Consider the following 15,006-nt stretch of genomic DNA (forward strand, 5'->3'; position numbering starts at 1 on the left):
CAAGCCTTCCAACTCTACGAAATCTGTTGCCCGTGTGAAACGTCGCTGGCGAAGATCATCCCAACGGACGACGCCGGCTCCCGCGCCAGAGCGCGAACGTACACTTCAGCACCCCAGCCGGCCCCCGCCGTCGTACTTCCCGCCCTTTAACTGGAGTTTTTGTCCAGATAATGGCCTCCCGCGGGGGTTTAGCGGCCATTATCTGGACAAAAACTCGGGTGACGCGGGCCTACTCGCCGCGGTGCTTGCCGTGCGAGGCGATGTAGTGCGCGGCGGCGCTTTGCAGCTTGCGTTCCTTGGCCAGCCTCCTGCTCAGCTCCTTCAGCTCGGCACTGACCCGGGCCTGTTCCTCGGCAAGGATCCGCTGCTGCTCGGCCTGCCGGGCGACGGCGTTCAGGGCCGTGGCCAGCTGAAGCTGCTGCTCCGCGAGAAGCCCTTGGGTTTCCTGGATGAGCGGCACCAGGTCGGCAGGCTTGTTGTGCATCTCGGCCAGCAGAGTCCGGGCCCGCGCCGGCGGTTCATTCATCGGCAGGACGGGTGTTTCCGTCCCCTGCCGCCCGGGGTAGGACGGAGCCTTGGCGTCGTCGGCCAGCTGGCGGGTCAGCACTTCGGCAAACTCACGTTCGAGGTCGTCGTCGGAGTAGTCAGCGCCTGCCATCCCGGAACCCTGCACTGCGTCCGTGGAACCGGTGGCCGGAGCACCGCCCTCCGGACGGATGTCCACGGTCCGGCGCAGCGGCTGTTCCTTGATCAGGAGCACGGCGATGAGGGCAACAACCGCAATGACGCCAGAGATCAGGAAGATCTCGGCCGTGGCATCGCCGTAGGCCGCCCGCATGATGTCCCGGATCGGGCCAGGCATGTGGGCCAGGTCGAGGCTGGCGCCGGAAGCGCCGGAGCCTGCCTTGATGCCGGCGTCGGCAAGGCCTTGGGTGGCCAGCTCCTTGACCCTGTTGCTCATGACCGCGCCCAGCACGGACACGCCGATCGCACCGCCCACGGATCGGAAGAACGCCACGGAAGCACTGGCGGTACCGATGTTACTGGCGCTGACCGTGTTCTGTACTGCCAGGACGAGGTTCTGCAGGAGCATGCCGAGCCCCAGGCCGAGGACCGCGGTGAAGACTCCGGTATGCCACAGTTCCGTGGTGTGGTCCATGGTGCCGGCAAGTCCCAGGCCGCCGATCAGCAGCACTGTGCCGGCGATCAGGTAGCGCTTCCACTTGCCGGTGCGGCTGATCAGCTGTCCTGAAACCACAGAGCCGATCAGGTTGCCGGCGATCATGGGCAGGGTCAGCAGGCCTGCCTCGGTGGGTGTTGCGCCGCGTGCCACCTGGAAGTACTGGCCCAGGAAGGTGGAGGATCCGAACATCGCCACGCCCACGGCCACGGAGGCCCAGATGGCCAGGGCGGTGGTGCGCTCGGAGATGATCTTCAGCGGGATGATGGGCTGCTCAACTTTGGATTCCACCACAACGAGCAGCGCCAGGAGAACGACGCCGCCGCCCACCATGAGTGCCGACTGCCAGGACCACCAGTCGTAGTAGTCGGGGTTGCCGGCGAACGATACCCAGATGAGGAGAAGGCTGACACCGGACGTGAGGAGGATGGAGCCGAGCCAGTCGATTTTGGCCGGCCGCTTGACGTGCTGGATCTTCAGGGTGATCTGGAGCAGGATGAGGGCGACGACGGCGAGCGGCACGCACACGAAGAACGTCCAGCGCCAGCCGAGCGGGCTGTCAACGATGAAACCGCCCAGCAACGGCCCGCCGGCCGTGCCGACGGCCATGACGGCGCCCATGTAGCCGGAGTACTTTCCGCGGTCGCGCGGCGGGATCATGGAGCCGATGATCGCCTGGGCCAGCGCGGTCAGGCCGCCCATGGCGATGCCCTGGACGACGCGGGCCGTCAGCAGCAGCGGGATGGTTTCGGACAGGCCGGCCATCACCGAGCCCGCCACGAAGATCACGATGCTGAGCTGGACGAGGACCTTCTTGTCGAACAGGTCGGCGAGCTTGCCCCAGATCGGGGTGGTGGCCGCGTTGGCCAGCAGCGCTGCGGTGATGACCCAGGCGAAGTCCGTCTGCGTGCCCTTGAGCTCGGACATGATGGTGGGCAGCGCGTTGGCCACGATGGTGCTGCTGAGGATCGCGGTGAAGAAGGCGGCCAGGAGCCCGGTCAGGGCCTCCATGATCTGCCGGTGCGTCATGGGTGCCTGGGGCGGGTGGGCCGAGGGGCGTGACGTGGCCGTCGCGGGGACGGCAGCGTGGCTAGCCAATGAACTGCTCCTTGCGTTTGGTGGTGGTTGCGGTGGGGCCGGCCGTCGTTGCCCGGGCGGATTCCCGAAGGGATTCCGCAAGTTTGGAGAGTACTTTCGCCGTCTCCTCGGCGTCCTGCTGGCTCCAGTCCTGCAGGAATTCCTGCAGGGTGGCCACGCGGTGTTCCTCGATCTCGATGAGTTTCGCCCGGCCGGCGTCGGTGAGGGCCACCAGCTGCGCCCTGCCGTCGTCGGGATCGGGCCGGCGGTGGACCAGCCCCAGTTCCTCGAGCTCTGCGATGTGCCGGCTGAGGACGGGAGCGCTGACGCCCAGCCGCGTGGCGAGGTGAGTGGCGCGGGATTCCTTCTCCCCCACGAACCGCAGGACGCCCTGCAGCGCGATTCCCGCTTCCAGGCCGCGCGAGTTGGAGACGGCCACGCACCGGACGGCGCGCTGGAGGTCGAAGATCTGCCGCACGAGTTCGGCCGCCGTGTTTGGTGCAACTGCCATGATGAGAAACCCCCTATTGCTTGCCTTAGGCAACTATAGCAATAAAAGGTTGCTTTAGGAAACTAAGCAATCTGGCAGGGGCCAGCCTTGTTAAAAGGCAGAAGCGCGAACGTACAGTTGTGGCCCCAGATCCTGGTGGAAATGGGGCCACAACTGTACGTTCGCGCTGGTTGTGGGAGGTGAGTTAGTTGTCCAGGTGGGTGGGGGCGAACATCTGCAGCAGCGTTTCAACCACGACGACGTTCGGCCCGTCCGCGGCGAAGCCCGCTTTGAGCGCGTCCCCCACGTTTTCCGGGGCGACACGGGTGGCCGGCACGCCGAAGGATTCGGCCAGCTTCACGAAGTCCGGCCGCGCGAGTTCGGTGGCGGTGGCCTTGCCGAAGGCCCCCACCATGTATTCACGCAGGATGCCGTAGCCGCCGTCGTCCACGATCAGCCAGGTGACGGGCACGTTGTGCTGTTTGGCCGTGGCGAGTTCGGCAATGGAGTACATGGCCGAGCCGTCACCGGACACAGCGAGCACGCGGGCCGACGCCGCGGACTTGCCCACGGTCTCCAGGCCCACAGCCCCGCCAATTGCGGCCGGGAAGCCGTAGCCCAGGCCGCCGGCACCCTGGGCGGAATGGAACTGGCCCTCGCGGGCGTCCCAGCAACTCCAGCCCCAGTACGCCGAGATGGTCATGTCCCAGAACGTCTGCATGTCCGCCGGAACGGCCTCGCGGATATCGGCCATGAACTTCAGCTCCTTGGCCAGGTCCTGCGATTCCAGCCGCTCCCTGACCTTGAGCAGCGACTCCCGGACGAGGTCCTCGGGCGAAATTCCGTGCCAGTCGGGCCGGGCATCGGCGGGCACCACCAGCGACGCGTCGAGGGCTGCGAGCGCCTGACCGGCGTCGGCCCGGATCCCCAGGCCGGGCCGGTTGGATTCCAGCACGCGGGGTTCGGCGTCGATCTGGATGATCCGCCCGCGCGGTTCAAAGGTGAAGTAGTTGGATGTGACCTCGCCGAGCGAGGAGCCGATGACCACCAGCACGTCGGCGTCCTCCAGGACGTCCGTCATGTGCCGGTCCTCGATCCACGACTGCAGCGACAGCTCGTGGTTCCACGGGAAGGCGCCGTTGCCGCCGGGCGTGCAGATGACCGGCGCGCGCAGTTTTTCCGCGATCGAGAGCAGCGACTTTTCCGCCCGGCCCCGGCGGGTTCCGCCGCCTGCGATGATGGCGGGACGCTCCGCCGTCGACAGCCATTTCACGGCTTCCCGGACAAGCTCGACGCGCGGCGGGTTGTCCGCCGCTTCGGCCAGCGCATCCTCGACGGGCGGCACCACGATGGGGTCCAGCAGCACGTTCTGCGGGATCTCCAGCCAAACCGGGCCCTGCGGCGAGGAGATCGCCTCGGTCCAGGCGTCCTGGATGGCGGACGGAATGCCGGAGGCGTGCTGGATCAGCCGCTGGCTCTTGGTGACGTTGGCGGCCGAGGCCTTCTGGTCATCGAGCTGGTGCAGCATGCCCTTCCGGCGGGCGCCCAGGCCCTCGAGCGGGATCTGGCTGGCGACCACCACCATGGGCACACCCGTGGCGTAGGCTTCCTGCAGCCCGGCGAGGGACGTCAGCGCGCCCGGCCCGGTGGACAGGAACAGCACGCCCACCTCCCCCGTAGCCCGCGAGTAGCCATCGGCGGCGAAGGCGCTGTTGTTCTCCACCCGGGAGGACACGAATTTCAGGTTGCCCCGGCCCATCGCGTCGAAGAGGCCCAGCGCATGCTGGCCGGGGATACCGAACACCGTCTTCGCGCCGAGCGCCTCGAGGGTTTCGACGACGAGATCCCCGCCGTTGCGGACACCGGTCCGGGCGTCCGCCGCACCGGAGTCTTCCCCGACAGAGTCTTCCCCAGCAGGGCCTTCCCCAGCGGGAGCAGCCGCCGGAGCCGACGCCGCGCCAGGCTCGACGGCGGTCACTGGGAGTACTCCCCCACGGCGGCACGGACAGCGCCGTTGTCGGCCGGCGCGGGCGAGGCTGCCGCGAACCCTGCCGGACGGTGGGCTTCCCGGCCCAGCGCCTGGGCGGCGTAGCCGGTCTCGGCGCCGAAGCGGTTTCCGGCGACCGTGTTGTCGGCCATCAGGGTGACGAGCTCGTAGGCCACGTGGCTGGCGGCAACGCCGGTGATCTCGGCATGGTCGTAGGCCGGGGCCACTTCGACGACGTCGGCGCCGACGAGGTTCATGCCGCGGAAGCCGCGGATGATCTCAAGGAGTTCACGGCTGGTGATGCCGCCGGCTTCGGGCGTGCCGGTGCCCGGCGCGTGGGCGGGGTCCAGAACGTCGATGTCCACGGAGATGTACAGCGGACGGTCGCCGATCCGGTCCCGCACCTTCGCCACCGTCTCGAGGACGCCCTGGTAGTAAACGTCAGCGGAGGTGACGATGCCGAACCCAAAGCGGTGGTCGTCGTCGAGATCCTTCTTCCCGTACAGCGGGCCGCGGGTGCCGATGTGGCTGATGGCCTCCGTGTCCAGGATGCCCTCCTCCACAGCACGGCGGAACGGAGTGCCGTGGGTGTACTCCGCGCCGAAGTAGGTGTCCCAGGTGTCCAGGTGGGCGTCGAAGTGCAGCATGGCGACGGGGCCGCCAGCGCGCTCGGCCGCGGTGCGCAGCAGCGGCAGCGCGATGGTGTGGTCGCCGCCCAGGGTGACCAGCTTGCTGCCGCCGGCGGTCAGGTCGAGGGCGTTCTGCTGGATGGTTTCGATGGCCTCGTTGATGTTGAACGGATTCACTGCCATGTCGCCGGCGTCGGCCACCTGGCAGTTTTCGAACGGGCTGACATCCCACGCCGGGTTGTACGGGCGGAGCAGCCGGCTGGCCTCGCGGACGTGGTTCGCGCCAAAGCGCGCGCCCGGACGGTAGGAGACGCCGGAATCGAAGGGCACGCCCACCACGGTGATGTCGGACTTGGCCACCTGGTCCAGGCGCGGCAGGCGGGCATAGGTTGCGGCCCCGGCGTAGCGGGGAATACGGGATGAATCGATGGGGCCAAGGTTGCCGTTGGCTTCGATGCGCAGCTCTTCCAAAGGAACGCCTCTCCTTCGAGGATGAATTGTCGAGGGTGGGTTGTGACAGCCATCATACACTCGAAGTTGCCAAATGTGCACCGGCTGTTTACTTAGTTCCCGAAAAAAGGGCAAGAAAAAACCGGGACCGCCAACAAGGGGCGGGCCCGGGCGGATCCAAGAAAGCTACCGGCTCGCGGCCGGCACCAGCACCCATAAAACCTCGACGGGTTCATCGGTCGGATTGACCCAGGTATGGGGCTCCCGGCCGGGGAAGGTCACGGTGTCGCCGCTGGACAGCTCATACTCCTCGTTGGTCAGGATGAGCTTGATGGTCCCCCTGATCACATGCAGGACATCGACATCGCAGTCAACGGCGTAGAGCTCCGATTCGCCGCGGCCACGCGGGTCGATGACGGCCTGGATGATCTGCACGCGCCGCTCGGACCGCGCTGTCAGCAGCCGCTCGACGATCCCCTCCCCGCCAAGGGAGATCCGGGGACCGGAGTCGCGCTTGGTCAGATGCGTTTCGGGAGCAGCGAACAGGTCGCCAATGGAGATCGAGAGAACCTGGCACAGGGTGACGAGCGAGGCCACGGACGGCGAGGTCAGATCGCGCTCCACGCGGCTCAGGAATCCTTTGGTCAGCCCGGTGGCGTCGGCCACCTGCTCGATGGTGAGCCGCTGTGACTGGCGCGCGGCACGGATTCTTGAACCGATGGCAACCGGAACATTGCTCGGCTCAACTGGTAGTGCCTTCATTTACGAACCTTTCACGGCCGGCAGCCCGGCCCCATCATTGGAGTCATAGTATCGGCCCGGACCTTCTGTGACGCGGGGCAAACCGCGACCTGGAGCTATGCGTCTTGACTGTTACTCGAATCACAGCCTACGCTTTTATGCAACAAGTGTTGCTTGTGAAACAACTCCCACGAGGAGACGCCCAGCAAGGAACCCAGCGTTCCCCCAGATTTCCGTTCAGCGCAGCGCCACCCGGCCAGCCCGTACCCGGCCAGGCCCGCAAGCTGCCAAAGCTCCAAGGATCCCCAATCATGGACGCAAGTTTCGTCAATATCGCCATCGTGGTGGTCTATCTGGCCGCCATGCTGGCCTTCGGCTGGTGGGGCAAGTCCCGCACCAAGAACAACAGTGACTTCCTCGTGGCTGGCCGCCGCCTCGGCCCGTTCCTCTACACCGGGACCATGGCCGCCGTCGTCCTGGGCGGTGCCTCCACCGTTGGCGGCGTCGGCCTGGGTTACAAGTTCGGCATCTCGGGCATGTGGCTCGTGGTGGCGATCGGTGCCGGTGTCCTGCTGCTGAGCCTGCTGTTCGCGGGCACCATCCAGAAGCTGAAGATCTACACCGTTTCCCAGATGCTGTCCCTGCGCTACGGCAGCCAGGCCACCCGGACCTCCGGCATCGTCATGCTCGCCTACACCCTGATGCTCTGCGCCACCTCCACCAGCGCCTACGCCACCATCTTCGTGGTGCTGTTCGGCTGGGACCGGGCGCTGGCCATCGCCATCGGCGGCGCCATCGTGCTGGTCTACTCCACCATCGGCGGCATGTGGTCCATCACCCTGGCCGACCAGGTCCAGTTCGTCATCAAGACCGTGGGGATCTTCTTCCTCATGCTGCCCTTCACGCTCAACGCAGCAGGCGGCCTGGACGGCATCCGCAGCCGCGTGGAGGCGAGCTTCTTCCAGATTGACGGCATCGGCGTCCAGACGATCATCACGTACTTCGTCGTTTACACCCTCGGCCTGCTGATCGGCCAGGACATCTGGCAGCGCGTGTTCACCGCCAAGACGCCACGGGTTGCCCGCTGGGGCGGCGCCACCGCCGGCATCTACTGCATCCTCTACGGCGCGGCCGGTGCACTGATCGGCCTCGGCGCGAGGGTGGCGCTGCCCAACATCGACGTCGCCACCGAAGGCAAGGATGTTGTCTATGCCGAGGTGGCGCAGAACCTGCTGCCCATCGGCATCGGCGGCCTGGTGCTCGCCGCCGCCGTCGCGGCCATGATGTCCACCGCGTCCGGCGCCCTGATCGCCGCCGCCACCGTGGCACGCGCGGACGTGCTGCCGTTCGTCGCCAGCTGGTTCGGCAAAACCATCAACACCGACGATTCCGACAACCCCGAGCACGACGTCAAGGCCAACCGCATGTGGGTCCTCGGCCTGGGCATCGTCGCCATCCTGATCGCCATCATCACCAAGGACGTCGTCGCGGCCCTCACCATCGCCTACGACATCCTGGTGGGCGGCCTCCTCGTGGCCATCCTCGGCGGCCTCATCTGGAAGCGCGGCACCGGCATCGCGGCCGCGGCGTCCATGGCCGTGGGTTCCGTGGTGACGCTGGGCACCATGATCGTCCTGGAGATCAACGCCAAGGCCCCGCTGGACGGCATCTTTGCGAACGAGCCGATCTACTACGGCCTGCTCGCTTCCGCGGTGGTCTACGTGGCAGTGTCGCTGCTGACCAGGCCCACGGACCCCGCGGTCATGAGCCGCTGGTACCGCCGGGTGGCTGGCAAGGACACGGAGGAAGTACCGGTTTCGGCCACTGTCCGTTGATGGTCACGGCACAATGATGTCCCGTCCGGTGACGGTGGGCTGCCTCCGGCAGTTTTAGGAAAGTACGACGACGGCGGTGCCTCCCAGCACAGGGAGGCACCGCCGTCGTCCCCACCCGCTCCCTTCCTTCGCAAGTCCACATCGGCTCCCGGCGGGCGTGGGCCCAGGAGTTGGGCTACACCGGGAGGGAACGGTCACGCCCTAGGCTTCGTAGCTTTCGTCCGCACGGAACTCGTCGTCGGCGTCCAGCGGAACTGTCCGTTCGTCGTCGTCCACTGCCTCGGAGTTGGCGGGAACAACCCGCTCTTCGGAATCAAGGAATTCGTCTTCCGCGTCCCAGTCTTCGTCCACGGGCGCGTCCTCGGCAAAATCGTAGGCGGGATCGGACTCGATGGTTTGGCGGGTGTCCGGCTCGGGGCGCGATCCGTTGGTGTTCATCAGGCAGACCTCCGTGTGGTTGGACTTCCGTACCCGCCGTCGGCGGGGCACATTTTCATCAGATCACCGCAGGTTCGGGCGGTCAAGGGCATTCAGACGTGCCCGCGGCACAGCCTCGGGCGGCCGGCGATATTGAGGTTTCCCTAAACTTTTGACTAAGGGTTGCCGGCCGAAAATCCGCGGAATTACGGGGTAAAGTGGGCCGTGCAATGGGGCCGCAGCATGTCCCATCTACCCAGGAGCTCCCGTGTCTCAGCACGCAAAATCTGACCCCCACACCAACGGCAACGCCTCCGCCCCCTCTGCCGCAACCACCGGCCCCGCTGCCGGCGCCCAGGCTTCCAACCCCGTGGCGTCCCGGCCGGAACCCAGCGCCGCGGACATCAAACGCTGGCGCCAGTACCTCGCCGACGAACGGGCCGAGGCCGCCGTCTACCGCGACCTCGCGCAGAACCGCACGGGCGAGGAGCGCGCCATCCTTTTGGCCCTCGCCGAAGCCGAAGGCCGCCACGAGGCGCACTGGCTGAAGCTGCTGGGCGAGCACGCCGGCAAGCCCCGGCACGCTTCCTTGCGCAGCCGCCTTCTGGGCTTCCTCGCCCGGCACTTCGGGTCCGTGTTCGTGCTCGCGCTGGCGCAGCGGGCCGAGGGCCGCTCCCCCTACACCAGGGAACCGTCCGCCACCCCGGCCATGGCGGCCGACGAGCAAATCCATGAGGAGGTGGTCCGCGGCCTGGCAACCCGCGGCCGCAACCGGCTGGCCGGCACGTTCCGCGCCGCCGTCTTCGGCGCCAACGACGGCCTGGTCAGCAACCTCTCGCTGGTCATGGGCATGGCCGCCACGGGCGTTGGCAGCGGTGTGGTCCTGCTCAGCGGCATCTCCGGGCTCTTGGCCGGCGCGTTCTCCATGGGCGCCGGCGAATTCGTCTCCGTCCGTTCCCAGCGCGAGCTGCTGGACGCCACCCGTCCCACCCAGGTGACGCTGGTGGCGGCACCCCAGCTGGACATCGAGCACAACGAGCTCCTGCTGGTCTACCTGGCCCGCGGCATGTCCCGCGAGGCCGCCGAACACCGCGTGGCCGAACGCATGGGCCTCTTCACGTGCGACTGCGATCCGAGCCTCTCGCTCCATCCCGAGCTCCCCGAGACCGAGGACGAGCACGAGGCCGTGGGCACTGCCTGGGGCGCCGCGCTCTCCAGCTTCTGCTTCTTCGCCTCGGGCGCGATCGTGCCCATCATTCCCTTCCTTTTCGGCATGACCGGGATCGGAGCCCTCATCGTGGCCGCAGTCCTGGTGGGCATCGCACTGCTGGCAACCGGCGGCACCGTCGGCCTGCTGTCCGGCACCTCGCCGCTGACCCGAGGCCTGCGGCAGCTCGCCATCGGCCTTGGGGCGGCCGGCGTGACCTACCTTCTAGGCATGGCGTTTGGCGCTGTGATCGCCTGATCCGCGGCTGGCTGGTTGGCGGCTGGCGGTCCGCGCCCGGCTGGCTGGCTAGCTGGCTAACTGACCGGGCTAGCCGGTCGGCACGGCTGGCTGGGCCAGTTTCCTGCGCCCGTTAGCGGAACTGTAAAGTGTGTCTGTTTGCCTGATGCCTGTTTTCCCTTGTGGGGGCGCCGCGGCAGAGGAATGCCGTGAAAGGGGTGCAGTGGAGGGTCAGGAGCCCGGGTCCAGTCAACGCCGTCACCGGCACGAGCCGCGCCACTCGGGTCCGGCCACCGCGGCGGCAAAGTTTATCCGCCGCCTGATCGTGCTCGCTGCCCTCGGTTGTGCTGCCTTCCTCGCCGCGGGAATGGCCTACGGGGACCCCCGCTTTGCCGGCGTGCTGAACTTCCGCATCGGCTCCGGGGACCAGTCCTCGTCCCGGCAGGAGGACGCCGGCCAGGATAATGCCGGGCCCGATGGTGCCGCGGAGGATACGGCCGGGCAGGACCCCGCCGGGCAGGCGGGGCAGCCCGGACACAGCTCGTCTGGCGGGGCCGGCGAGCCCGGAGGCCCAGGCAGTACCGCGGGTGCACCGCCGCCGGGCCTCGGGGAGGCAGCCACTCCCCTGGGAACCCCGGCACCGCCTCCGGAGCCCAGCAATTCGTACAAGTTCCTTGCCGTGAACAGCGACGGCTCCCCCGTGGGCTACTCGCCGTGCCGTCCGCTGCACTACGTGGTGAATGCCGGCCTTGCGCCGGCGGGTGCGGCCGGCCTGGTTCCCTTGGCAATCCGGGAAATTTCCCGCGTCACCGGCATCCAGTTCGTGGACGACGGCGCCACCGACGAGCAGCCCTCGGACCAGCGTGCCCCCTACCAGCCCGAAGCCTACGGCGACCGCTGGGCGCCCCTGCTGATTAGCTGGACCACGCCGGAGGCGGCTCCCAAACTGGGCGGCAAGGTCATCGGCACCGGCGGCAGCACCCACTACAGCTACGGGAACGGTCCCAAGAGCTACGTCACCGGCAGCCTGGAACTGGATGCCCCGCAGATGGCCATCGAGCTGGAACGCCCCGACGGCACCGCGTACGCCACCGCCGTCATCCTCCATGAACTGGGCCACGTGATGGGACTGGAGCACGTGAACGACCCCGTGCAGCTCATGTATCCGGAGATCGGCGCGCCCGACGGCCTCGCCGCCGGCGACCTGAACGGCCTCTACCAGCTCGGCAAGACACCCTGCCGCGGGGATCTCTAGGCTGGCTCCGAATTCCAGGCCGCGCCGGGTTCACCCGCCGAGGACCGCAAGCGCCTCGTCCACGCTGTCCACCAGGAAGATCCGCTGCTCCATGGCCCGCCCTGCCGCGAGGCTTCGCAGCATTGGCCAGGCCGGGAACCGCTGCTCCCAGTGCTCCCTGCCCACCAGCACCATGGGGGTCATGGTCTCCGGGGCGCCGTAGTAGTTCTCGCAGGCGTCCTGGAAGATCTCCTGCACCGTACCCGCGGCGCCCGGCAGGAACACGATCCCGCCGTTGCAGACCTCCAGGAGAATGGCCTCCCGGACGGCATTGGCAAAGTACTTGGCGATGTGGGTGGCGAAATAGTTGGGCGGTTCGTGGCCGTAAAACCAGGTGGGAATGCCGAGGGACGCGGTCCCGCCCGGGAAGCGTCCGACGGCGGCTGCCGCGGCACGTGCCCACGCGGACACCGAGGGACGGAAGCCGGGGACGGCAGCAAGCTCCCGAAGCACACCGTGGAAATCGTCGTCGTCGGCCGTGCTGAGGTAGGCACCCAGGTTGGCGGCCTCCATGGCTCCGGGGCCGCCGCCGGTGGCCACCAGGTGGCCGCGCCGGGCCAGGAGCCGGCCGAGTGTGGCGGCCGCGGCGAAGCCGCCGGTCCCCCGCTGCAGGGCATGGCCGCCCATGACTCCGACGATGGAACGGCCGCCGCTGTTGAGGGTGCGGACGAATTCCTCCAGCGCATCGCCGACGGCGTGGTCGTGCAGCGCTGCCGCGAGGGTGGAGTCGAGCCGGTTCCGCTGGCCCGGCCGCATGCTCCATTGGTAGACCAGGGCGTCGGGGGTCTTCTCGTACGGCTCATCGACGATGCCCGCGTACAGCTCCTGCGGGGTGTAGAGCCCGGCACGGTAGGGATTGAAGGGGACGCCGGTGAGCCGGGGGAAGATCAGTGCGCCCCGGCTGCGGAGTGAAGCCTCCACGCCCGGGTCGAAGGTGCAGCCCAGGAAAACCGCGCCCTCGGCGTCCAGGGTTGCCAGTGCGGTGCCGCGTCCGCGCAGGTCCAGCGACTGGGCGTGCCAGCCGTGCATCGCCCTGGCTCCAGCGCTCACCAGCCGGTCAAAGCGGGCGAGGCTGTCCACCTCAAGGGTCCGCGGGCTGGGGTTCAGGCTGCCGGAGGGATTCATGAGGCCCAGCCTAGTGCCGTGTCCAGCACTGCCGCCGAACCCGTGCCGCGAACTCCGCCCCCTGAAAACCCAACTAGGTAGCAGCTGTGGGCGTTCCCAGCGCTGAGAACGCCCTCTGCTGCTACCTAGTTGGGTGGATACACCAGGAACGGGTCAGGAAACCTGGAGGCCGCCGTTGATGTCGTAGGTGGCGGCCGTGATGTAGCCCGAGTCAGCGCCCAGCAGGAAGGAGATCAGAGCAGCCACTTCCTCGCGCGTGCCCACGCGGCCCATCATGATGCCCTCGGACATCTGCGCCTTGCGCTCGTCGGTCAGCGTGCCGCCCATGATGTCGGTGTCGATCGGGCCCGGGGCGATGGCGTTCACCGTCACGCCGAACTCGCCGACTTCGCGGGCCAGGGCACGGGTGAAGCCGATGATGCCGGCCTTGGAAGCGCTGTAGGCCACCTTGGAGTAGGTGCCGCCGCCGCGCTGGGCGGAGATGGAGGAGATGCTCACGATGCGGCCGAGCTTGCGCTCGATCATTCCCTTGAGCACCCGCTGGGAGACCACAAAGGTGCCGCGCATGTTGATGGCGAAGACCTTGTCCCACTCGGCAACCGTGGTTTCCATGAAGGGCGTCGGCGAGCTGATGCCGGCCAGGTTGGCAAGAGCCACGATCGGCGGCAGGGATGCTTCGATCTCGGTGATCGCCCGGTCTACGGAAGCTTCGTCGGAGACGTCTGCGCCCACGCCGATCGCCTTCACTGCACGGTTGGACCCGATCTCCGCGGCGGCGGCCTTCGCGTCCTCGGCGTTGATGTCCAGGATCGCGATGGACCAGCCTTCGCTGGCCATGCGGTCAGCGGCGGCACGGCCGATGCCGCGGGCAGACGCTGCGCCGGTCAGCACAACGGTGCGCTCTGCGGGGAAAGGGGTGATTGAGCTCATTGCGGGTATTCCTTCGGGTGGTTCTCGGATGGGTCTTTAGTGGCTGGCCGGAGCGTCTGCGGAGGCCTTGACTGCCGGATCCAGCGCCGCATCGCCTTCGGGGCGCCTGCGGGCGTAGAGGTAGGTGGCCACAGCTGTGACGCAGAGGCAGAAGGAGAGGAAGAGCAGGCCGCTCTGGTTGTTGCCGGTGGCGTCCTTCAGCAGGCCCACTGCGTAGGGGGCGACGAATCCGCCCAGGTTGCCCAGCGAGTTGACCATGGCCAGGCCGGAGGCTGCGGCAGCGCCGGTGAGGGCTGCGGACGGCATGGACAGGAACGGGGCAATGGCTCCGTAGATGCCCATCGCCGAGGCGGTCAGGGCGACGAGCGCCAGGACAGGGTTGACCGGGAGGAGGTAGCCGGCGGCGAGCAGGCCCAGGCCGGCCAGGACCATGCTTACGGCGCTGTGCCACGCACGTTTGCCGGTCTTGTCAGCGCGCTTGCTCCAGAAGTAGACGAAGGCTGCTGCCACTGCGTACGGGATGAGGACGATGAATCCGACCTCGGCCGTGGAGAACTTTCCCAGGGCTGCCACGATGGTGGGCATCCAGAGTCCGAGGCCGTAGATGCCGCAGACCAGGCCGAAGTAGAGGGCCGAGTAGACGATGGTCCGCTTGTCCTTGAGGCCGGCGAGGAAGTTGTGGCTGCTGCCCTTGGACTTGGCGGCCAGTTCGGCGTCCATGGTGGTCGCGAGCCATTCGCGTTCGTCGGCGTTCAGCCACTTGGCGTCGCGGGGACGGTCCGTCATCAGGAACGGGGTCAGCACACCCAGGAGGATAGCGGGGATGCCCTCAATGATGTAGAGCCACTGCCAGCCGTGCAGGCCCATGATGCCGTCCATCTGGAGGAGCAGACCGGAAACAGGTGCACCCAGGGCGTTGGAGATGGGCTGCGCGAGGATGAAGATGCCCAGCACGGTGACGCGCTGCGCGGCAGGGAACCACAGGGTCAGGTAGAAGAGGATGGCGGGGAAGAAGCCGGCCTCGGCCGCGCCAAGCAGGAAGCGGATGATGTAGTAGGTGGATTCGCCGTTCACCAGGGCCATCGCGGCTGCGAAGATGCCCCAGGTGATGAGGATACGGGCGAGCCATTTCCGGGCGCCGAACTTGTACATGCCGGCGTTGCTGGGGATCTCGAGCACGGCGTAGCCGAGGAAGAAGATGCCGGCGCCCAGCCCGTAGGCTGCGGCGCTCAGGCCGATGTCCTCGCTCATGGTCAGTTTGGCGAAGCCGACGTTGTTCCGGTCCAGGTACGCGATGAAGTAGAGCAGGACGATCAGGGGCATTACGCGGCGACGGACCTTGCGGAGCGTGCGGTCGCCAAGCTCGCCGAGTCCGGAGGACTTTGTGGTTAATGAAGTCATCATCGA

Annotated in this window: 12 protein-coding genes; 3 read left to right on the forward strand and 9 right to left on the reverse strand. The window is 67.5% G+C overall.

Features of this window, described 5'->3' with window-relative positions:
* Nucleotides 1-229 precede the first annotated feature (229 nt).
* The 5 genes from R5O87_RS09005 to R5O87_RS09025 all read right to left on the reverse strand — a co-directional run bounded on the left by R5O87_RS09005 (nucleotide 230) and on the right by R5O87_RS09025 (nucleotide 6,575).
* On the reverse strand, nucleotides 230-2,209 hold the full coding sequence (locus R5O87_RS09005; protein WP_410557777.1) for an MFS transporter: 1,980 nt from the start codon (nucleotides 2,207-2,209) through the stop codon (nucleotides 230-232).
* Between the two features lie 61 nt (nucleotides 2,210-2,270).
* Nucleotides 2,271-2,768, reverse strand: a complete 498-nt coding sequence (locus R5O87_RS09010) for a MarR family winged helix-turn-helix transcriptional regulator (protein WP_410557748.1) — start codon at nucleotides 2,766-2,768, stop codon at nucleotides 2,271-2,273.
* Between the two features lie 184 nt (nucleotides 2,769-2,952).
* On the reverse strand, nucleotides 2,953-4,725 hold the full coding sequence (locus R5O87_RS09015; protein ID WP_410557749.1) for a thiamine pyrophosphate-binding protein: 1,773 nt from the start codon (nucleotides 4,723-4,725) through the stop codon (nucleotides 2,953-2,955).
* The gene (gene speB, locus R5O87_RS09020) at nucleotides 4,722-5,834 is read right to left on the reverse strand and encodes an agmatinase (protein WP_410557750.1); all 1,113 of its coding nucleotides are present in this window, start codon (nucleotides 5,832-5,834) and stop codon (nucleotides 4,722-4,724) included. The genes R5O87_RS09015 and speB overlap by 4 nt, the downstream gene beginning before the upstream one ends.
* A 165-nt stretch (nucleotides 5,835-5,999) precedes the next feature.
* A complete protein-coding gene (locus R5O87_RS09025; protein ID WP_410557751.1) occupies nucleotides 6,000-6,575 on the reverse strand; it encodes a helix-turn-helix domain-containing protein in 576 nt (191 codons plus the stop codon).
* A 290-nt stretch (nucleotides 6,576-6,865) separates the two neighbouring features.
* On the opposite strand from R5O87_RS09025, the gene R5O87_RS09030 reads away from it, so the two are divergent.
* Nucleotides 6,866-8,389 carry a sodium:solute symporter family protein gene (locus R5O87_RS09030; protein WP_410557752.1) on the forward strand — a complete coding sequence of 508 codons (1,524 nt, stop codon included), beginning with the start codon at nucleotides 6,866-6,868 and terminating at the stop codon, nucleotides 8,387-8,389.
* Nucleotides 8,390-8,590: 201 nt separating this feature from the next.
* Here R5O87_RS09030 and R5O87_RS09035 read toward each other — a convergent pair whose 3' ends face one another.
* On the reverse strand, nucleotides 8,591-8,827 hold the full coding sequence (locus tag R5O87_RS09035; RefSeq protein WP_410557753.1) for a hypothetical protein: 237 nt from the start codon (nucleotides 8,825-8,827) through the stop codon (nucleotides 8,591-8,593).
* 247 nt (nucleotides 8,828-9,074) lie between these two features.
* Here R5O87_RS09035 and R5O87_RS09040 point away from each other — a divergent pair, with 247 nt between their 5' ends.
* Both R5O87_RS09040 and R5O87_RS09045 read left to right on the forward strand, forming a co-directional pair.
* On the forward strand, nucleotides 9,075-10,271 hold the full coding sequence (locus R5O87_RS09040; RefSeq protein WP_410557754.1) for a VIT1/CCC1 transporter family protein: 1,197 nt from the start codon (nucleotides 9,075-9,077) through the stop codon (nucleotides 10,269-10,271).
* A gap of 202 nt (nucleotides 10,272-10,473) precedes the next feature.
* Nucleotides 10,474-11,505, forward strand: coding sequence for a matrixin family metalloprotease (locus R5O87_RS09045; protein ID WP_410557755.1), 1,032 nt, complete (start codon nucleotides 10,474-10,476; stop codon nucleotides 11,503-11,505).
* 30 nt (nucleotides 11,506-11,535) lie between these two features.
* Here R5O87_RS09045 and R5O87_RS09050 read toward each other — a convergent pair whose 3' ends face one another.
* From R5O87_RS09050 to R5O87_RS09060, 3 genes are all read right to left on the reverse strand, one after another.
* Entirely contained in the window at nucleotides 11,536-12,669 is a 1,134-nt protein-coding gene (locus R5O87_RS09050; RefSeq protein ID WP_410557756.1) for an LOG family protein, read from the reverse strand.
* A gap of 153 nt (nucleotides 12,670-12,822) precedes the next feature.
* A complete protein-coding gene (locus R5O87_RS09055) occupies nucleotides 12,823-13,599 on the reverse strand; it encodes an SDR family NAD(P)-dependent oxidoreductase (RefSeq protein ID WP_410557758.1) in 777 nt (258 codons plus the stop codon).
* 36 nt (nucleotides 13,600-13,635) lie between these two features.
* A complete protein-coding gene (locus tag R5O87_RS09060) occupies nucleotides 13,636-15,003 on the reverse strand; it encodes an MFS transporter (RefSeq protein ID WP_410557760.1) in 1,368 nt (455 codons plus the stop codon).
* Nucleotides 15,004-15,006 lie beyond the last annotated feature (3 nt).

It is taken from the genome of Arthrobacter globiformis (assembly GCF_046536215.2).
Lineage (GTDB): Bacteria > Actinomycetota > Actinomycetes > Actinomycetales > Micrococcaceae > Arthrobacter > Arthrobacter globiformis_E.